Raw genomic sequence first — 21,468 nt, forward strand, 5'->3', positions numbered from 1 at the left:
TTTCAAGCGTTTTTGTTTTCTTAGTTGTCGAACAAACCTTTAACTTTATCAATAGCACCGCTGGCCATTTCATTTCCAGCTACTAGTTTTTTAGCTTGATCTAGGTATTCGCCGAGTTTGTCTTTGTTTTCTTCGATAAACTTTTTGGCACCATCAAAGTCTTTTTTTTCAATCATTTCTTTTACTTGGTTAATTAAATCTACTGGATTCATAGTTGTTGCTCCTTAGTAATTTTTTATATTATTTAATCAAATTTCTAATAGAAAGACAAGAATTCTGCTTATTTAAAGGTCACACAAACAGCTTCGGGAACGTAGAAATCGTGGGAGATTTCTGTTAATTTTCCACTCTCTGCATCGCGTTTGAAGATGGTTGCATTATCAGAGTCTTGATGGACAGCAATGATATGGTTTTGATCTGGTGTGATGTTGAAATCCCGCGGATTTTGGCCATTGGTAGGTGCAATCTGGATTAAGTCCAAGCTGCCATCAGCTAAGATTTTGTAAACGGCAAGAGAGTCATGGCCGCGGTTGGAACCGTAGAGAAACTTGCCATCAGCAGACAGACGGATAGCGGCTGTTCCGTTTGCATCTTCATAGTCCTCTGGCAAGGTGGAGACGGTTTGCAGGTGTTCAAAATGGCCGACTCCGTCGTAAATCAGGACTTCAATAGTAGAATTAAGCTCACAGATTAAATAGGCGATTTTGTAATGATGGTGGAAAACGATATGGCGGGCACCAGCTCCAGCGGCACACTTGTAGGTGTTCAGAGGAGCGATCTTTCCATCTTCAGCAACATCATAAGTGGTTACTTCATCAGTTCCCAAGTCGCAGGTGATTAGGTATTGATCTGGTGTAAGGTCAGCATAGTGGACATGAGCAGATGCTTGGTTGGTGTGTGGTCCTTGACCTTGATGGCTAGCTGAGTCAGCCAGTTCCAGTCTGCCATCAGCTAGGCGTTTGTAGACTAAGACTTGTCCCTTATGATAGTTGGCACCGTAAACCAAGTTACGCTCTTCGTCGACTGCGACATAGCAGAGCGGAGCCCCCTCTTCAACAACATGGTTGAGGAGCTGACCTGCCTGGTCAAAGGCCGCAATACCTCCCTGTCCATCCTTTGCTCCGACAGAATAGAAATGTCCAGCCTTATCAAAGGATAGATAGGTTGGACTGGGCTCTTCAGCAAGCAAGGACAAGTTTTCTAAAGTTCCTTTGTTAGAATTAAAATCTGCCTTGTAAATTCCCTTGGAATCTCTGCGAGTATAGGTTCCAAAGTAAACCGTTTGTGTCATGACATTACCTCTTATATATTTAGATTACTTGCTACTATTATATCATAAAAGCAGAAGATAGGGCTTAGAGCAGAGGATTTGCCTGATTTTCAACAGAAAAGTATTGTTTTTGAAAAAATAGATAAAAAACAGATAGTGGGTAGGAAGGGGATAGATGGCTTTGTTAGAATAGAATTGTTCAAAAAAACAATTACTGTCAGGAAACAACAAACTTCCTGCTTGCTAAAACAAAGGAGAAATCAAATGAACGTTAAAAAAATTGCTATGCTCGTTGCCCTTATCGGAATGTCAGGATTCTTTTTAGCCGCATGTGGAAATAAAGAAGCTGATAACTCAGAAATTAAGGATGGGAAACAAGTGGACTTCCAGAAGGATGCTGTTGATAAGAAGACCAAGACAGTCGATGGCAAAGAAGTGACAGAATACACAATGCCTGATGGGAACGTTATCCAAATCCCAGCAGATGGTGAGGAAATTCCAGAAGATGGATCAGGATCTAGCTCAGAAGCTGAATAAAGATTAAAACGCGTAGGTTGGAGGCAATATGTTTCGAAGAAAAAAAATGAATCGTAAGACCATTCTATTGGGCAGCACGGTCATTCTCGCTTGTGCTGGGCTGGGAGGCTATCTGTATTTTAGACAGATCAATCAACAACAGGCCATGAAAATGGTAGATAAGACGATTGATTCGCTGACAGTCCAAGAAGCTGTCAATAACAGCAAAAAAACAAGCCTGGTTTTATCTGGGGAAGTAGTTGCCAACAATAGCAGTAAGGTCAAGATTGACCCGTCTAAAGGGGAAGTCAAGGAAGTATTTGTCAAAAATGGTGATACTGTTACACAAGGACAGCCGCTCTTTTCCTATGCGACAGAGCAGCAATTGACAGCCCAGTCGGCTCAATATGATGCCCAGTCCAAGGCAAATGGCATTACAGCCGCTCAAAACAGCGCTGCCATTAAATGGGAAACCTATAATCGCAAGTTAGCCAGTCTCAATGCTCTCAAGGACAAATACAATTCCAGTCAGGATGAGTCATTACTGGAGCAGATTAAGTCAGCTGAAGACGAGCTGGCTCAGGCGTTGAGCGATGCTAAGACTGCGGATAGTGAAGTGACGACAGCTCAGATTGAGGCTGAAAAGGCCCAAGTGACAGCCCAGACAGAATCAGATCGGATGAAGTATGATACTGTGACTGCCGATACAGCAGGAACAATTACCTCTATGAATGAAGATTTGCCTAATCAGTCCAAGGCCAAAAAAGAAGAAGAAAACTTTATTGAGATTATGGACAAGTCCAAAACTCTGGTCAAAGGGACTGTCAGTGAATTTGACCGTGAAAAGCTGAGTGTTGGCCAGAAAGTGGAAGTGGTGGATCGCAAGGATCCTAAGAAACGCTGGAGTGGTACGGTAACTCAGGTCGGCAGCCTGACAGCAGAAAATACTTCCAATAATAATGGTGGGAATAAGCAACAGGAAAATCCCAACCAAGGTAAGTATCCTTATACAGTTGAGCTGGATCAGGGTGGTGAAATGCCACTGGTGGGCTCCCATTCCTATGTCAACATCGTGGAGAATGCTCCCGAGGCTGGAAAGGTAGTCGTCAATAAGGCCTATACTTTCAATAAAAATGGTAAGACCTATGTCTGGAAAGTAGAGGGCAAGACTCTGAAAATGCATGAAGTCAAGACCAAGAAAGTTTCTGACCGTTTGGTGGAGATTACAGAAGGTTTGACTATGCAGGATACCATTTCAACACCGAGAGCAGGTATGGAAGAAGGGATGGAGGTAGGACAGCATGTTAAAGCTTAAGGATATCCACAAATCTTATCAGCAGGGCAGTCAGGAATTTCCGATTTTAAAAGGAATTGATCTGCATGTGAAAGAGGGGGATTTTCTGGCTATCATGGGACCGTCTGGATCTGGTAAGTCGACTCTAATGAACATTATCGGCTGTCTGGATAAGGCAAGTTCAGGGACTTATCATATCGAAGGAACCGATGTGTCTGAGCTGTCTGACAATCAGTTGTCCGATTTGCGCAATCAGAAGATTGGCTTTGTTTTTCAAAATTTTAATCTCATGCCCAAGCTAACGGCCTGCCAAAATGTGGAACTGCCTCTGACTTACATGAAAATTCCTAAAAAAGAGAGACGGGAGCGAGCTCTGGAAATGTTGCGATTGGTCGGGCTGGAAGAAAGAAGTGATTTCAAGCCTATGGAGCTGTCCGGTGGTCAGAAGCAGCGGGTAGCCATTGCGCGAGCCTTGGTAACCAATCCCAGCTTCATCCTTGGTGATGAACCAACGGGGGCCCTGGATACCAAGACCAGTGTGCAGATTATGGACCTTTTCAAGCAATTTAATGATGAGGGCAAGACCATTGTCATCATTACCCATGAGCCGGAAGTAGCCCAACTCTGCAAGCAGACGGTTATCCTGCGGGACGGTAATATAGAGAGCAAAGCGATAGGATAGAAAGGAAGCTGTATGGAAGATATTTTTGTAGCTCTGAATTCAATCTTGTCGCATAAAATGCGCTCTATGCTGACCATGTTGGGGATTATCATCGGGATAGGCGCTATCATCGCTATCTTTTCTATCATTGAGGGAAATACGGAAAATACCAAGCGTCAGCTCATTGGCGGGAACAATAACACAATCAAGGTCGTTTATGATAAGAAAAGCGCCATCGATCCGACCATTCCAGAGAAATCTCAAGCTCAGAAGCCTTCTTACATTCCCTTTATGGGAGAGGATGTGCTGAGTAAGATTAAGGAAATCTCTGGGGTCAAGAATGCTCTGCTGACCTATGGTACAGATGAGAAGATTTACTACCTGAGCCAAAAGTCATCTGGGAAGATTCAGGCGGTTTCGCAGACAGCCGCTGACATCAAGCAGCAACGTCTGCTAGAAGGTGAGGGATTTGACTCAGAAGCCTTTAAAAATCAAGAGCAGGTGACCTATCTGGAAAAGTCCCTTTATGACAGTCTTTTTCCAAAGGGTGATGGTATCGGCAAGTATGTGGAAGTCTTGGGCAATCCCTTTAAGGTCATTGGCGTGTTTGAGTCGACTGAGCAGAGTGGTTTAACAGCTGGTGCGGAAAAGGTGGCCTATATTCCCCTGCAGCAGTGGCATCGGATTTTTGATACCATTAATGTCAGTCCTGAAGTGACTGTCCAAACCCACAAGGCTGATGATTTGAAGAAGGTGGCCAAGAAGGTCAGTGATTATCTCAATCAGCAAATGCCACCGTCAGACTATATGTTTGGTGTGCTCAACCTGCAGGAATTTGAACGGCAGCTGGACAATCTCAACAAGTCTAACTTCGTCTTGCTAGCAGGTATTGCCAGTATATCCCTCCTAGTCGGAGGTATCGGTGTTATGAATATCATGCTGGTTTCAGTGACAGAGCGGACTCGTGAAATCGGGATTAAAAAGGCTCTGGGAGCTCGGCGGAAGATTATTCTCAAGCAATTCCTGATTGAGGCAGTTATCCTGACTCTGATGGGAGGGATTATTGGCGTGGTGGCTGGTATCGCCTCGGGCTTTGCCATCACCCAGTCTCTAGCCTATCCATATATTCTATCCCTCTTTTCTGTCTTTGTAAGTTTGCTCTTTTGTTGTATAATAGGAGTAGTATTTGGGCTCCTGCCAGCTGTGAAGGCATCCAAGTTGGATCCGATCGAAGCCCTGCGATTTGAATAGGTAAAGGAGAAAAATCTAAGTATGCACAAGATTCTAGTGGTGGAAGATGACACGACGATTAATCAAGTGATTTGCGAGTTTTTAAAGGAAAGTCAGTATGAGGTAAGGCCAGTATTTGATGGTGGTGATGCTTTGCAGGCTTTTGAAGAAGAGCCCTTTGATCTGGTCATCTTAGATATGATGCTTCCTACCAAGAGCGGTCTGGAAGTACTGAAGGAAATCCGCAAGACTTCTCAGATTCCTGTCATGATCTTGACAGCACTTGATGACGAGTATACCCAGCTGGTCAGCTTTAACCACCTCATCAGTGATTATGTAACCAAGCCTTTTTCACCGCTAATCTTGGTCAAACGGATTGAGAATATTCTGCGCAGAAATACGGTTGCTTCTGAGATTGCTGTTGGCGACCTGACGGTTTCTATTGATGACTGCACGGTTTACTGGCAGGGTGAGAAGATGCCTCTGACCAAGAAAGAATATGAAATCTTGCAGACTCTGGCTAAGAGGAAGGGCCACTTGGTGACCCGTGATCAGCTGATGAATACCATTTGGGGTTACAGTGAGCTGGATAGTCGGGTACTGGATAATCATATCAAGAATATCCGTAAAAAGATTCCGGGTGTGCCGCTGAAAACTATTACAGGTATGGGCTACCAGCTTGGAGGAGAAGACAAGTGAAAATTGTCAAAAAGAACTTTCTCTTGACCTCGTCCATCATTTTCGTGGTGGTGACTATCGTTCTAGCCAGTCTTTACTTTGCCATGCCTGTGTATTATCAGCAGGTTAAGAGTGGAGAAGCTCAGCGGGAATTTGACCAAGTTTCCAAGCAAGTTAAAGGAAAGTCCAGTCAGCAAATCGGCGAGCTGTTGAGCGATTATAGTAAAAAGAGCAATCTGATTTGGTTTACCTTGCTTGCGAAAGACAATACTATTCTCTATCCCTCACTCGAAGCTGGCGATGAAAGTTCTCTGCAGCTGACCATTGTCCCAACGATTGCTAACAGCGACTATGAGAGCAAGAGTTTATCAGAAAGCTTTCGAACTTCAGATGGTAAAGAAGTTGTCCTGAGAGGAGAATATTCCTTACAGCCTGTTTCTGATGCTAGTCGGATTTTGCTCAATCTCTATCCATTTGTCTTGCTTGTGTCTCTGAGTCTGGGTGGTCTGGCAGCCTATCTCTACAGCCGGACTTCCAGTCAGCGTATAAAAGCCATCTCTAAGAGCACCCGTCAAATGACGAGTCTGGCTCCAGATGTGACCTGTCAGGTCAAGGGGCGTGATGAGATTGCCGAATTGGCCCAAGATATCAATCATCTCTATGCTAATCTACTGACCAGTATCGAGGCTCTGCGCCTAGAAAATGAAAAGGTAGCAGAAAGCGAGCGGGAAAAAGCTGAGTTTTTGCGGATGACATCGCATGAGCTCAAGACACCCATTACCAGCATGATGGGGATGGTCGATGGCATGATTTATGGAGTAGGAGAGTTCAAGGATCGAGACAAGTACTTGCAGAAGTGCCGAGAAATCCTAGAGGAGCAGTCGGAGTTAGTCCAGTCTATCTTAGCCATTTCTAAACTAGAGATGAAGACTGAAACCGAACAAGAAGTCTTTTCACTCAAGCAGGTCTTGGAGGAAAATCTGAGCACCTATCGAGTTTTAGCAGATGTCAGACACTACCATTTTCAGGTTGAGCTGGCAGAAGCGAAGGTCAAGGGGAACCGCACCTATCTGCTCAAGGCTATCAAGAATCTTCTGGACAATGCCTTTCATTATACAGTAGAAGGTGGACAGATTCTACTTAGGCTGGAAGAGCGTAAGCTAGTCATCGAAAATGAAGCAGAACGAGTCTTAAACAAAGACCAAATCCAGCAGATTTTTCAGCCTTTCTACCGGCCAGACTACAGTCGCAATCGCAAGGATGGCGGGACTGGTCTGGGACTCTTTATCGTTCAGCAGATTTTGGACAAGCATGGTCTGCGATATCAGTTTGAAGCCGTTGATGGGCGGAAGATGCGCTTTAGCATTTCTCTGCCAGCTGTCGAAAAATAGCCTTGTATTCTAGCTGGTCCTGCAGGAGCCGAAGAGAGAAGTCAGAAGCTGTATTTTGTGAAAAATACAAGTCTTCTGGCTCCTCTCTTTTTTTGCGTCTCCCTATAGCTGAGCAGAGAATTTTTCTCTGAAAAATGTTACAATGAAATGACAAGTTAAAGGAGGAGAATATGGAGCACAAAGAAAAAGATTTTAGCCTATCTTGGTTTTTTAAATGGTTTTTGGATAACAAGGCCATTACAGTATTTCTAGTAACCCTTTTGATGGGACTGAATATTTTTATACTTAGTAAAATCAGTTTTATTTTTAGCCCAGTCATTGAGTTTTTGGGAGTAATCATGCTGCCGGTTATTTTAGCTGGCCTGCTTTATTATTTGTTAAATCCCATCGTCGACTGGATGGAAAAGCACAAGATTAATCGACTGGTTGCTATTACCATTGTCTTTGTTTTAATTGCTTTTTTGATTATCTGGGGCTTGGCTGTTGCTATTCCTAGCTTGCAGCATCAGGTCATGGCCTTTGTCAGAAATGTTCCGGCTTATCTGAAGCAGGCTGACAAGTTCATCGACGATGTTGTGACCAAGCATATTTCGGCAGATTTCAAGCCGCAGATTGAAGAATACACTAGCAATCTATCTAGCCAGATTACCGATTGGGCCAGCAATTTTTCATCTAGGGCAGTCAATTGGGCGGGGAACTTAATTAGCACAACTTCGCAGATTATCGTGGCTATTATCATCATGCCGTTTATCCTTTTTTACCTGCTGAGAGACGGGAAAAACCTGAAAGGCTATGTAACCCAGTTTCTGCCAACTAAATTCCGAGAATCCTTTGGTCAAGTGATGACGGATATCAACAGCCAGCTAGCTAACTATGTGCGTGGTCAGGTGACGGTTGCTATCATTGTAGCTCTGATGTTTATTGTTTTCTTCAAGATTATTGGCCTGCGCTATGGTGTCACTCTTGGAGTCATTGCGGGCGTTCTCAATCTGGTACCTTATCTGGGCAGCTTTTTGGCCATGCTTCCGGCTCTGGCAATCGGTTTGATTGCTGGCGGTCCAGTGATGTTGGCTAAAGTCATTGTCGTTTTCATCATTGAACAGACTATCGAGGGGCGTTTTGTTTCTCCTCTGGTCTTGGGCAGTCAGCTCAGCATTCATCCGATTACGATTTTATTCGTATTATTGACTTCCGGTACTATGTTTGGCATTTGGGGCGTTTTCCTGGGAATTCCTGCCTATGCTTCGGCCAAGGTAGCTATTGCAGCCATCTTTAAGTGGTATCAGAAAGTAAGCGGCCTTTACGAAGCCGATTTTGAACAAGAAGGAGAAATCAGTGAGCAAGAGTGAGCAAATGTTGGCAGCTTTACAGGAACAGAACCTAGCTCTGGCTGACCGCTATTTCGAGCAAGCCCTGACTGCAGACAGCGAAGAAGAATTATTGGATTTGGCCGATTACTTAGAGAGTATCGGCTTTTTCCCTCAGGCCAAGCGTATTTTTGAAAAGTTGGCTCCTGACTATCCAGCTTCTTATGTCAGTCTGGCAGCTATTGCCAGTGACGATGGGGACTTGGAGCAGGCTTTTGCCTATCTGGAGGAGATTCAGCCAAGCAGTGACTGGTATGTCGCTGCTCTCTTGGCTAAGGCTGACCTCTATCAGCTAGAAGGGCTGCCTGATGTAGCTCGAGAAAAACTGGCTCAGGCAGCAGAGCTGACTGATGAGGCTTTAGTAACCTTTGGTCTGGCTGAGATAGATTTGGAGTTGGGGGATTTTTCTCAGGCGATTAAGGAATACGCCCAGCTAGATAATCGTACAATTTTTGAGCAGACAGGCGTCTCAACCTATCAGCGGATTGGGGTCTGCTATGCCAGTCTTGGGAAATTTGCAGCGGCTATTGAGTTTTTGGAGAAAGCAGTTGAGCTGGAATATGACGATGCTGCGGTTTATGAGCTGGCAACTATATTAGCGGACCAGGAAGAATATCAGAAAGCCAATCTTTATTTCAAGCAACTGGATACGCTGTCGCCGGATTTTGAAGGCTACGAATATGGCTATGCCCTATCTCTTCACGCGGAGCATCGAACAGCTGAAGCCCTGACTCTTGCCCAGCAGGGCTTGGCTAAGAATCCTTTTGAGACTCGGCTCTTGCTTTTAGCCTCACAGCTTTCTTATGAACTTCATGATGAGGAAGCAGCTGAACATTATCTCTTGCAGGCTCAGGAAGATGCGGATGATTTGGAAGAGATTGCCTTGCGACTGACTACTCTTTATTTGGAGCAGGAGCGCTATGAGGATATTTTAGAATTTGCAGAGCAAGAAGTTGATAATGCCTTGACCCGCTGGAATCTGGCGCGTGCTTATCACGCTTTGGAAAATCTGGAAAAAGCAGAGGAACTCTATAATCAACTGGCTCGCGAATTGCAAGATAATCCAGAGTTTCTAGAGCAGTATGTCTATCTTTTGCGAGAACTAGGCAGATTCGAAGAAGCTAAAAGGGCTGCAGCTTCTTACTTGAGACTAGTACCTGATGATGCTAGTATGCTGGAACTCTATGAAAGCTTATAAGAGCTGAAGAGGCACTCGCTCAGCCTTTTCCCGCAATTTATGGTATAATGATCGGAGGTAGAAACTCAGTAAGCACATGTAATAAGGATGAATAAAGCTTAGCTGGATGGGCAATAATATTTTTAGGAAGAGAAAGATTAAGGAAAAAGAATGGCAGAACCAATCAAATTATTTCAATATAATACTTTGGGAGCTTTGATGGCTGGTCTTTACGATGGCAGTATGACCGTTGGAGAGCTGCTGCAGTATGGAGATTTGGGCTTGGGAACGCTGGACTCTATTGATGGCGAGCTCATTATTCTCGATGGTAAGGCTTATCAGGCAAAGGGATCTGGAGAAGTGCCAGAAGTGGTTGAGGTGTCACCGGATATGACAGTACCTTATGCGGCAGTGGTTCCTCACCAAGCGGAGGTCATTTTCCGTCAGCGCTTTGAGATGAACGACAAGGAGCTGGAAAAGCGGATTGAGTCATACTATGATGGGGAAAATCTTTTCCGCTCTATCAAGATTCATGGTGATTTCGCCCGCATGCATGTTCGGATGATTCCCAAGTCTACAACGGAGCGAAAGTTTGCAGAAGTAGCGGTCAATCAGCCTGAGTATCGTAAGGAAAATGTCACAGGTACTATTGTCGGTATCTGGACGCCTGAGATTTTCCACGGGGTCAGTCTGGCAGGCTATCATTTGCATTTTGTATCGGATGATCTGACTTTTGGCGGTCATGTCATGGACTTTGTCATCAAGGAAGGTGTCGTCGAGTTGGGCGCTGTAGACCAGCTGGATCAGCGTTTTCCGGTTCAGGATCGCAAGTATCTCTTTGCTAAGTTTAATATGGATGAGATGAAAAAAGACATGGAGAAGTCGGAGTAAATCGCAGGGTGTAGCATTGTTTGCTGCCTCTTTTTTTGATATAATTGGAAAAAGAACAGAGGAGAAGAGAAGCTATGATTTATTTGGTAAACGCCAGCCCAAATAGGAATGGCAATAGTTTTAAGCTGGGGCACTTTTTTCTGCGAGATAGAGATTATGAGGCTCTTCAATTAGTGGACTATCATATTGAGCAATATGGCCAGTCAGCAGAAAACGATCAGTTCTTTCAAGTCTATGAGCAGCTGAGCCAAGCCGATGTACTGGTGTTTACCAGTCCTATCTATTGGTGGTCTTTTTCGGGTCTGCTAAAAACTCTGTTGGACCGAGTGGCTGATGTGCATGAGCCGCAGGAAGCACTCAAGGGCAAAAAGGTGTTCCTGCTCTTGCAAGGTTCTCAGCCTAGCAAAGAAATTGAAATGCTGGACTACGTGATGAGCCGCTTTTGCCAGAACTACGGACTCAAATATGAGGGGCTGGCAGTAACCACTCATGAACTGAAAGAAATCAACGGTTGGGAATTAACGTCCCTGAAAGAAAAATTAGATAAGGTTTTATCATTGGAAGGTTAAAAGTAAGAAGATTCGTTTGCGGATCTTCTTTATTTTGCTCTAAAAATGGAGTCTTTTTTTCAGGTGTCTATTTTTGGACACTATGCCCCTCAACTACAGTCATATCCATAGCTAACTAAAATTAAATGGTGTATAATACCTATTGCTATTAAATATTAATATAGGAGATTCTATGGGAAAAGAATTATTTAACCCCCATTTAAACAAATTTTCGATTCGAAAATTAAATGTTGGAGTTTGCTCGGTATTATTATCTACCGTTTTCCTTTTAGGTACTGCGGCTACAGTAAATGCTGATGAAATTGCCAGCGGAACTGTGGATGATAATATCTCACTGCCAGAAAAACCGACGGAGTCAGCAGTCAGTCAGCCTGCTCTTGAGAATACAGCAACATCTGCTATTTCTGAAACAGGTAACTTAGAAGCAAGTGCTGATCAAAATCAGCTGGTAAGTCCAGCTGCAGCTCTAGAGCAAGCGACACCTGAAAAGGCACAAGAAGCTAATCAGACAGCTGAGACCTCTAATGAAGCAAGACCTGCTGAAGCTAGTCAGACTCGCTCTTATTCAGTACAATATACGCCAAAACCAAGTTCTGCAGCTATGCTGAGGTCTGAGCGTAATGGCCAGCCAATGGAGACAGGAACATCATTTCGTACTGGCAATCAAGCTAGTTCTGCTTTAAGAGATGCAACAGCTAATCCTACAGTTTCTAAACCAACACTGGAAGAATCTGTAAGAAAACGCTCTGATGAGTTGATGAAGCAGGTAAACTGGCTAGATTTTGGTGATACTAAATCACTGAGAAATCTAGATAAAGATGGCTCCTTTAAAGTTGGAACAGTATATGAAAAGGAAATTTCGCCGGGCTATGTGGTCAAACTGACCGTGACGGAATTGAAACCTTTCTATGCGACAGAGATCTATCGTGATCGAGTTAAGGGAACTGAGTACGAAAGCAGTTATGATCCCAATGCAAAAAATACTTGGCTTCAATATAACAATAGCAATAATTATGCTTATCAGTATTGGTATGGTGATGATTACCGTCCTAAAATTACTGGTGCTGCTCAGAATCAATATTCAGCTATTAAGTCAGAGGGAATTGATACTAAAGGTCGTAAGACCCAACTGCAGGTTCCTAAAGATGAAGCCAACTATGGTGTGAAGTTCAAAGTTGAAGCTAGATATCGTGGGAAGCCAGTTAAAGCAACAGTTGTCATGGCTGATGGCGAAGAGGCAAACCCTGGTGAGTACGCTATCTTTACAACCAATGGTAAGGGTTGGGAACATTTGGCTGAGTGGAAGCGCACAGTTACAGACGCAAATGGTGTGACTACTGAGATTACAGAAACCTATAAGCCGATGAAGCCTACTACAGAAGGCCAATTTATTGGAAATGACGGTACTGGGGTTCATTGGCAGGCCTATGTCAGTCCGGACCAAAAGACTGGCGGACTGGGAAGTCAAGTATTTGGACCGAACGTTTCTAGAAACAATACAATTCCGCTTGTCATGACACGTGGTGCATCAGAGGTTGGTATTTACATAGCTTCTTCTGGCCAGCAGGCTGCGATGATTGGTTTTATGGCAATCGATGAAGGGGATGCACCGGATTCCTATGGAAAAGCTATCCATGCTATTTCAAGATACAATGCAGAAACTGGCGGTCAAAATCCACAGCCATTCTTGGGCCGTGTTGCGGCTGATATTGATACCACATCTGGAAACAACTGGAAGCATGACGATCAGAATGATTTAGCCGATGAAGGTATTAATCAGCTCTTGTCTGATGATTTAGTCGGGAAAACCAATGGTCTCTTTCCAGTCAACCGTCTGCGTGACGGAGATTATTCTCTCCGCATCCATGCTTCGGCTAACGGATATGAAAAAGCCTATGTCCGTGCCTGGATTGACTTCAATAATAATGGTGTCTTTGACGAAGACGAAGCCAGTGAATTTACCGAAGTAACAACTGCGGGAGATTATACTGTCAACTTTAAGAAGAATCCAGCTATGACCAATCCTGAACTTAGCAAACTGGGAATGCGTGTTCGTATTGCCTTGAACAAGGGAGATATTGAAAAGCCTACCGGAACTGCATTTAGTGGTGAGGTGGAAGACCTAGAAGTTGAACTGACCTATCCACCAAAAGGTGAGAAGAAGGAAAGTACTGGAATCCGTGATCAGAGACAGACAGCCACTCTTCATTTTACTCCGCAGGGGATTGCTCAAAATACTGAGAATAAGAAAGTAGCGATTGATACTACTAAAGCTCCGATTGTATTGGATGCGAGAGGAAATGCCCTGACAGCTGATGCAGCAGGCTGGTATAACACTGATGAAGGCCGTTATAAAGTAACTGCAAACGGTCCTGATGTAGATGTGGTATATGAGCCTAAAGCTGGCTTTATCGGCACAGCCCAGGGAATTAACATCCGTCGTTTTGATACTAATGGAGCAAGTACAGATTGGATTGCCAAAAATCAGGCTGAAGCAGTCATCAATGACCAGCTCAACACCATGGATGGACGCTATGTGCCAACTGTGCTGAATGTTCCTAAGTATGAAACAACGGATGCTCAAGGATTAACGCAAGAAAAGACGCCTGTCTTTAATGATGGTGATGCTGGCAAAACTCCGGCAAGTCCGACGGCAGCAAATCCTGTAAAATTTGTGAAAGCGGATGGAACGACTACAGATGATACTAGAGTTCCAGCTTTATCAAATGGTCAGGAAGTCGGTCGTTTTGAAGTCCAACCTGCAACAGGTAAGATTACTTTCAAACCAAACAAAAACTTTGTTGGTACAGTAGATCCTGTGTCTGTTCAAATGATTGATGGCAAAGGTATTCCGCACCAAGCTGTTTATCAGCCAAAGGTGACTCCTGTTAGACCATCTGCTCAAGGTGCCAGCAGCGAGGGCATTCAAGGTGCAGTTCAGACAGGGCAATTGACCTTCAATCCAGGCAATAATCGTGTGCCTATTGATAGCAAGAAGTTGCCAACCTTTGATAATAACAGCCAAACTAAAATAGTTGATGGTGTTGGTACCTATCAGGTGGATAATCAAGGCCTAGTTACCTTCACTCCACTACCGACTTATACTGGACGTCCAGCGGCAGAGACTATCAAGCGAGTAGATGTCAATGGAACAGAAGTAATAGCAACCTATCAGGCTGATGTCAAAGCAGCAGCACCAAGTGCGACGAATGCTGAAACCAGTGGCATACAAGGTCAAGTTCAGCGAGGAAAAGTCAGCTTCACAGAAGGTTCTGCGCAAGTCAACGGTCAAAAACAAACGGTGGCCTTTCCAGCTGACTCCACTCCACTCTTCGACAATGGTTCGACTGTTAAAGAAGTGCCTACTGTTGGTAAGTTTGAAGTGGCTGTGAATGGAAATGTAACCTTTACTCCAGAGAAACAATTTAAAGGCCTTACGCCAGATATTAGGATTACTCGTACAGATAGGAATGGCAGCACAGCTACAGCTATCTACAAGGCGACAGTCACTGCTGTAACTCCAACTGGGACAAACATCACCAGCACTGGTAAACAAGGCCGTCCACAGACTGGTAAGCCAAACTTTGTCAGTGGCAACCCAGATGTACCACTGGATAATGACACTCCTGCGACTTTCGACGATGGAAGCAAGCGCAAGGTTGTTCCAAATGTCGGTATCTTTGAAGTGGCACCAGATGGATCTGTCACTTTCACACCGGACAAGCAATATGTTGGTACACCAGACCCAGTTGTTGTTAAGCGTGTAGATAAGAATGGCACTCCTGTGACAGCTGAGTACACGCCTACTGTTGAGAAAGTGACTCCAAGAGCAACAGGTGCTCAGACAAAAGGCCCACAAGGTCAAGTTCAAAAAGGCAAGGTTACTTTTGAACCAGGAAGTCCTCAAGTTGGTTTCCCAGAAAACAGCACGCCAGTCTTTGACACCGGCACGAATATGAAAGAAATTGCCAAAGTCGGTAAGTTCGAAGTGGATGGAGAGGGTAATGTCACCTTTACTCCAGTCAAAACCTTTGTAGGTAAAACTCCTGAAGTTGAACTCAGCCGTACAGATGTCAACGGTACAGTAGCTAAGGCCAAATATCGAGCGACTGTGACCGCTGTGACTCCGACGGGAACTGGAGATCAGACAGAAGGTCCGCAAGGCCAAGTTCAAAAGGGACGTGTAACTTTTAAAGCTGGCGATCCTAAAGTAGGATTCCCAGCCAGCAGCACGCCAGTCTTTGATACAGGTACAAATGTGAAAGAAATTGCCAAAGTTGGTAAGTTCGAAGTAGATTCGGAGGGCAATGTCACCTTCACGCCAGACAAACAGTTTAAGGGTGAAACACCAGAAATTAGCATTTCTCGCAAAGATGCAAATGGTATTGCCGCGAAAGTCACTTATATCGCGACGGTTACATCTGTAACTCCAACAGGAACTAATGTGACTAGCACTGGTCCTCAAGGTCTTCTGCAAACGGGTACCCCAACTTTCCAAGGTGGCGATCCACTGGTTCCGATTGATGAAGCAGTTGAGCCAAGCTTTGACGATAGCAGCAAGGAAAAGGTTATTCCAGGTCAGGGAACTTACACCATTGCACCAGATGGCACAGTGACCTTCACACCAGAGAAGCAGTTTGTAGGAAAGCCAGATTCAATCACTGTAAAACGTGTCGATAAGAATGGTACACCAGTCACTGCGACTTACAGTCCAGAGTTTACCAAGGTAACTCCAACAGGTACTGGTGACAAGACAGAGGGCTTGCAAGGTCAGGTTCAAGAAGGCCATGTTAGCTTCACACCTGGTCATGCCTCAGTTCCATTCCCAGCTGAAACAACTCCGCTCTTTGACAATGGTTTGACTGTTAAAGAGATTCCAACCGTTGGTAAATTTGAAGTGGATGCCAATGGCAAGGTGACTTTCACGCCAGACAAGCAGTTTAAGGGAACCACTCCTGAGCTGACATTAGTTCGAGCAGATGTGAATGGCACTCCTGTTACCGTCAAATACCAAGCAGTGGTGAAAGAAGTGGTTCCAACGGGAACAAATATCACCAGCACTGGTGAGCAAGGCCGTCCACAAACAGGCAAGCCAAACTTCGTGAGCGGCACTCCGGGAGTACCACTGGATAATGATACTCCGGCTACTTTCGATGACGGAAGCAAGCGCAAGGTTGTTCCAAATGTCGGTATCTTTGAAGTGGCACCAGACGGTTCTGTTACTTTTACCCCAGATAAGCAATATGTTGGGACGCCAGATCCAGTTGTTGTTAAGCGAGTGGACAAAAATGGCACTCCTGTGACAGCTAAGTATACGCCAACAGTTGAAAAAGTGACTCCAAGAGCGACAGGTGCTCAGACAGAGGGGCTTCAAGGCCAAGTTCAAAAAGGCAAGGTTACTTTTGAAGCAGGAAGTCCGCAAGTCGGCTTCCCAACCGACAGCACACCGGTATTTGATACTGGCACGAACGTCAAAGAAATTGCCAAAGTCGGTAAGTTCGAGGTTGATGCGGATGGTAATGTTACCTTCACACCAGTCAAATCGTTTGTCGGTAAGACACCAGGAGTTGAACTCAGCCGTGCCGATGTTAATGGTACAGTAGCCAAGGCCAATTACCAAGCAACTGTGACAGCTGTTACTCCGACAGGTACTGGTGACAGGACAGAGGGCTTGCAAGGTCAGGTTCAAAAAGGTCATGTCACCTTCACGCCAGGCCATGAATTAGTTCCGTTCCCATCAGGTTCAACTCCGCTATTTGGTAACGGAAAAAATATTAAAGAAGTACCAAATATCGGTAAGTTCGAAGTGGATGCTGATGGCACTGTAACTTTTACTCCAGACAAACAGTTCAAGGGTGAAACACCAGAATTAGGAATTATTCGTGTGGATGCCAACGGAACACCAGTAACAGTTAAGTACCAAGCGGTAGTGAAAGAAGTAACTCCAACAGCTACCACCGTTACGAGCACCGGTCCACAAGGTATCCCGCAAACAGGAACTCCAATCTTCAAAGCTGCGGACCCACTAGTTCCAATTGATGAAACAGTTGAGCCAACCTTTGCAGATGGAAGTAAGGAGAAGAAGATTCCAGGTCAGGGAACTTACACCATCACTCCAGATGGCGTAGTGACTTTCACGCCAGAGAAGCAGTTTGTAGGCACACCGGACCCAATCACAGTGAAGCGAGTGGACAAGAACGGCACACCAGTGACTGCGACCTACAGTCCAGAGTTCACTAAAGTAACTCCAACAGGCACCGACGCGACTAGCACCGGTCCACAAGGCCGTCCACAAACTGGTACCCCAACCTTTGAGGGTGGAGATCCACTGGTTCCAATCGATGAAACAGTTGAGCCAACCTTTGCAGATGGAAGTAAGGAGAAGAAGATTCCAGGTCAGGGAACTTACACCATTACTCCAGATGGATCAGTGACCTTCACGCCAGGGAAGCAGTTTGTAGGCAGACCAGATCCAATCACTGTGAAACGAGTGGATAAGAATGGTACTCCAGTAACTGCGACTTACAGTCCAGAGTTTACCAAGGTGACTCCAACAGGTACCGGCACTAAAACAGAAGGTCTTCAAGGCCAAGTCCAAGAAGGCAAAGTGACCTTCACGCCTGGTCATGATTCAGTTCCATTCCCGGCTGGTTCGACTCCGCTTTTTGATAACAATTCAACAGTGAAGAAAGTACCGAATGTTGGTAAGTTCGAAGTGGATGCGGATGGCAAGGTGACTTTCACTCCAGACAAACAATTCAAGGGGGAAACACCGGAACTTGAATTGACTCGGACTGATGTCAATGGTACCCCTGTTACAGTTAAGTACCAAGCGGTAGTGAGAGAAGTCACTCCGACAGGTACTACCTCAACTAGCACTGGTCCACAAGGCCGACCACAAACGGGTAAACCAAACTTTGTTGGTGGCGACCCGAATGTACCACTGGATAATGATACACCAGCGACTTTCGATGATGGAAGCAAACGCAAGGAAGTACCAAATGTCGGTACCTTTGAAGTAGCACCAGATGGATCTGTCACTTTCACACCGGACAAGCAATATGTTGGTACACCAGATCCGGTAACTGTTAAGCGAGTGGACAAGAATGGCACTCCTGTGACAGCAAAGTACACGCCTACTGTTGAAAAAGTCACACCAAGAGCGACAGGTGCTCAGACAGAGGGGCTTCAAGGCCAAGTTCAAAAAGGAAAGGTTACTTTTGAAGCCGGAAGTCCGCAAGTCGGCTTCCCAACCGACAGCACACCAGTCTTTGATACTGGCACGAATGTCAAAGAAATTGCCAAAGTCGGTAAGTTCGAGGTTGATATGGAGGGTAATGTTACCTTTACTCCAGTCAAAACCTTTGTCGGTAAGACACCAGAAATCGAACTCAGCCGTGCCGATGCCAATGGTACAGTAGCTAAGGCTAACTATCAAGCGACTGTGACTGCTGTAACTCCGACAGGAACCGGTACTAAGACAGAAGGCTTGCAAGGTCAGGTCCAAGAAGGTAAAGTGACCTTCATACCTGGCCATGATTCAGTTCCATTTCCTGCTGGTTCGACTCCGTTATTTGACAATGGTTCTTCTGTCAAAGAAGTACCGAATGTCGGTAAGTTCGAAGTGGATGCAGATGGCAAGGTCACCTTCACTCCAGACAAACAATTCAAGGGTGAAACACCTGAATTCGAATTGACTCGGACTGATGCTAATGGAACACCAGCAACTGTCAAGTACCAAGCAGTAGTGAAAGAAGTCACTCCGACAGGTACTACCTCAACCAGCACTGGTAAACAAGGACGTCCACAGACAGGTAAGCCAAACTTTGTCAGTGGCAATCCAGATGTACCAATGGATAATGATGCTCCAGCGACTTTTGATGATGGAAGCAAACGCAAGGAAGTTCCAAATGTCGGTACTTTTGAAGTGGCACCAGATGGTTCTGTTACTTTCACACCAGACAAGCAATTTGTTGGCACACCAGACCCAGTTGTTGTTAAGCGAGTGGACAAAAATGGTACGCCAGTGACCGCTAAGTACACACCTACAGTTGAGAAAGTGACCCCGATAGGAACTACCGCAACCAGCACTGGTCCTCAGGGTGTTCCTCAAACGGGTACTCCAACCTTCACAGGTGGTGACCCACTAGTTCCGATTGATGAAACAATTGAGCCAAGCTTCGACGATGGCAGCAAGGAAAAGACTATTCCAGGTCAGGGAACTTACACCATTACTCCAGATGGCTCAGTGACCTTTACTCCAGAGAAGCAATTCGTAGGCAAAACTGATCCAATCACTGTGAAACGTGTGGATAAGAATGGTACTCCAGTAACTGCGACTTACATTCCAGAGTTTACCAAGGTGACTCCAACAGGTACCGGCACTAAAACAGAAGGCTTGCAAGGCCAAGTTCAAGAAGGCAAAGTCACCTTCACTCCGGGCCATGATTCTGTTCCATTCCCAACGGATTCGACTCCACTGTTTGATAATGGTTCTTCTGTCAAAGAAGTGCCGAATGTTGGTAAGTTCGAAGTGGATGCAGACGGCAAGGTTACTTTCACTCCAGACAAACAATTCAAGGGTGAAACACCAGAACTTGAATTGACTCGCACTGATGTCAATGGTACCCCTGTTACAGTTAAGTACCAAGCAGTAGTGAAAGAGGTAACTCCAACAAGTACCACCGTGACGAGCACTGGCCCACAAGGTCTTCCGCAAACAGGCACTCCAACTTTCAAAGGTGCGGACCCACTAGTTCCGATTGATGAGACTGTTGAGCCAACCTTTGAAGATGGAAGCAAGAAGAAGACCATTCCAGGTCAAGGAACGTATACCATCACTCCGGATGGCGCAGTGACCTTCACGCCAAACAAGCAATTTGTAGGCAAACCAGATCCAATCACTGTGAAACGAGTGGATAAGAACGGCACACCAGTGACAGCGACCTACAGTCCAGAGTTTACCAAGGTAACTCCAACAGGCACCGGTACTAAGACAGAAGGTTTGCAAGGTCAGGTTCAAAAAGGTCAAGTGACTTTCACGCCAGGACATAAATTAGTTCCATTCCCCGCTGGTTCGACTCCACTTTTTGGTAACGGAAAGAATATTAAAGAAGTACCAAATGTTGGTAAGTTCGAAGTGGATGCCGATAACAAGGTGACTTTCACTCCAATAAAACAATTCAAGGGTGAAACATCAGAATTGGGATTGATTCGTTTAGACGCTAACGGAACTCCTGTTATTGTCAAATATCAAGCGATAGTGAAAGCAGTAGTCCCAACTGGTAAAGATACCACATCTACAAATATCAAAGGTCATGTTCAAACCGGCAAACCTATCTTCGAAGCAGGTGATCCATTGGTTCCAATTGATGAGACGATTGCACCAAGTTTCGAAGACGGAAGCAAGGAAAAAACTATTCCGGGTCAGGGAACTTATACTATCGCACCAGATGGCACAGTCACCTTTACTCCAGATGCTGATTTCCTTGGTCAGGGAAGCGGTGTGACCCTTGTCCGTCGCGATAAGAATGGCACCACAGTTACAGCTCGTTATGTTCCTACCGTAGTTGCACCATCAACTAGCAAGGACAGTGTATCTAGCGGCCGCAAGGGCCAAGCTCAAACGGGCACGCCAACCTTTGAAGGGGCGATTGACCAGGCAGTAGCACCTACCTTTGCGGATGGCAGCACCGAAATGGTTGTCCCGGGAGAAGGAACTTATCGTTTCACTATGCTGGGGGCAGTGACTTTCGTACCGGAAGCAGACTTTGTCGGAACTACTCGCGGAGTCGTCGTGAAGCGTTCAGATATTTATGGCAATGCCGTGACGGCTACCTATACCCCAACTGTTTTGGGAAGTACTGCCACAGAAGATACCGGCAGCACGGGTCTCAAAGGCCAGCCGCAGACTGGTAAACCAATCTTTGAAGGCGACGTGGATCCAACTGTTCCTCCAACTTTCGAGGATGGCAGTACTGAAAAGGTTGTTCCAGGCCAAGGTACTTACACGATTGCGCCAGATGGCACTGTGACTTTTGTACCGGAAACGGGCTTTGTCGGTCAAGCTGACGGTGTGACAGTGATTCGCAAAGATCGTAATGGTCAGACGATTTCAGCGGTTTACGTTCCAACTGTGACAGAAAATCCTGTTCAGCCAGAGCGGACGATTACGCCTGCACCACCGTCTCTTTCTAAGAGTGAGGGTGCAAAATCCCTTCCTAAGACAGGTACAGAAGAAACCTCATACTTAGCTGCAAGCTTACTTGCGGGAGTATCAGGTTTGGGTCTGATTGGCTTAGAGAAGAGAAAGAAAAAGTCTGAAGACTAAAAATTAAGAATTTAGGTTTCAGATACTAAATTAAAAGAGGAAAGATTCGTTTATGGATCTTTCCTCTTTCTTTGTTAAAAATAGACTGTTTTCA

Annotated in this window: 13 protein-coding genes and 1 pseudogene; 12 read left to right on the forward strand and 2 right to left on the reverse strand. The window is 45.2% G+C overall.

Going from position 1 to position 21,468, the window contains the following annotated elements; all coding sequences use genetic code 11:
- Nucleotides 1-20 precede the first annotated feature (20 nt).
- Entirely contained in the window at nucleotides 21-212 is a 192-nt protein-coding gene (locus PCY71_RS00290; protein WP_048774439.1) for a hypothetical protein, read from the reverse strand.
- Between the two features lie 68 nt (nucleotides 213-280).
- Nucleotides 281-1,291, reverse strand: coding sequence for a lactonase family protein (locus PCY71_RS00295; RefSeq protein ID WP_048774438.1), 1,011 nt, complete (start codon nucleotides 1,289-1,291; stop codon nucleotides 281-283).
- A 78-nt stretch (nucleotides 1,292-1,369) separates the two neighbouring features.
- On the opposite strand from PCY71_RS00295, the pseudogene PCY71_RS14940 reads away from it, so the two are divergent.
- The 12 genes and pseudogenes from PCY71_RS14940 to PCY71_RS00350 all read left to right on the forward strand — a co-directional run bounded on the left by PCY71_RS14940 (nucleotide 1,370) and on the right by PCY71_RS00350 (nucleotide 21,374).
- Nucleotides 1,370-1,538 (forward strand): annotated as a pseudogene (locus PCY71_RS14940) (preprotein translocase).
- Nucleotides 1,535-1,807: a hypothetical protein gene (locus PCY71_RS00300; protein WP_002895853.1), complete on the forward strand. Its 273-nt coding sequence runs from the start codon at nucleotides 1,535-1,537 to the stop codon at nucleotides 1,805-1,807. The pseudogene PCY71_RS14940 and the gene PCY71_RS00300 overlap by 4 nt, the downstream one beginning before the upstream one ends.
- A gap of 28 nt (nucleotides 1,808-1,835) precedes the next feature.
- On the forward strand, nucleotides 1,836-3,101 hold the full coding sequence (locus PCY71_RS00305; RefSeq protein WP_048774437.1) for an efflux RND transporter periplasmic adaptor subunit: 1,266 nt from the start codon (nucleotides 1,836-1,838) through the stop codon (nucleotides 3,099-3,101).
- Nucleotides 3,088-3,762, forward strand: coding sequence for an ABC transporter ATP-binding protein (locus PCY71_RS00310; protein ID WP_002895848.1), 675 nt, complete (start codon nucleotides 3,088-3,090; stop codon nucleotides 3,760-3,762). The genes PCY71_RS00305 and PCY71_RS00310 overlap by 14 nt, the downstream gene beginning before the upstream one ends.
- A 12-nt stretch (nucleotides 3,763-3,774) precedes the next feature.
- The gene (locus PCY71_RS00315) at nucleotides 3,775-4,992 is read left to right on the forward strand and encodes an ABC transporter permease (RefSeq protein WP_002897806.1); all 1,218 of its coding nucleotides are present in this window, start codon (nucleotides 3,775-3,777) and stop codon (nucleotides 4,990-4,992) included.
- Nucleotides 4,993-5,013: 21 nt separating this feature from the next.
- The gene (locus PCY71_RS00320; RefSeq protein ID WP_002897805.1) at nucleotides 5,014-5,670 is read left to right on the forward strand and encodes a response regulator transcription factor; all 657 of its coding nucleotides are present in this window, start codon (nucleotides 5,014-5,016) and stop codon (nucleotides 5,668-5,670) included.
- The gene (locus PCY71_RS00325; RefSeq protein WP_048774436.1) at nucleotides 5,667-7,040 is read left to right on the forward strand and encodes a cell wall metabolism sensor histidine kinase WalK; all 1,374 of its coding nucleotides are present in this window, start codon (nucleotides 5,667-5,669) and stop codon (nucleotides 7,038-7,040) included. Before PCY71_RS00320 ends, PCY71_RS00325 begins: the two co-directional genes overlap by 4 nt.
- Nucleotides 7,041-7,210: 170 nt before the next feature.
- Entirely contained in the window at nucleotides 7,211-8,389 is a 1,179-nt protein-coding gene (locus PCY71_RS00330) for an AI-2E family transporter (protein WP_002904261.1), read from the forward strand.
- Nucleotides 8,376-9,605 (forward strand): tetratricopeptide repeat protein, encoded by a 1,230-nt coding sequence (locus PCY71_RS00335; protein WP_002904262.1) that lies wholly within the window; start codon nucleotides 8,376-8,378, stop codon nucleotides 9,603-9,605. The genes PCY71_RS00330 and PCY71_RS00335 overlap by 14 nt, the downstream gene beginning before the upstream one ends.
- 150 nt (nucleotides 9,606-9,755) lie before the next feature.
- Nucleotides 9,756-10,475, forward strand: coding sequence for an acetolactate decarboxylase (budA, locus tag PCY71_RS00340; protein WP_002904263.1), 720 nt, complete (start codon nucleotides 9,756-9,758; stop codon nucleotides 10,473-10,475).
- Nucleotides 10,476-10,549: 74 nt separating this feature from the next.
- Entirely contained in the window at nucleotides 10,550-11,044 is a 495-nt protein-coding gene (locus PCY71_RS00345; protein WP_032913558.1) for a flavodoxin family protein, read from the forward strand.
- Between the two features lie 172 nt (nucleotides 11,045-11,216).
- Entirely contained in the window at nucleotides 11,217-21,374 is a 10,158-nt protein-coding gene (locus PCY71_RS00350; RefSeq protein WP_301412359.1) for a CshA/CshB family fibrillar adhesin-related protein, read from the forward strand.
- Nucleotides 21,375-21,468: the final 94 nt, after the last annotated feature.

The sequence above is a fragment of the Streptococcus sp. SN3 genome (assembly GCF_030439905.1).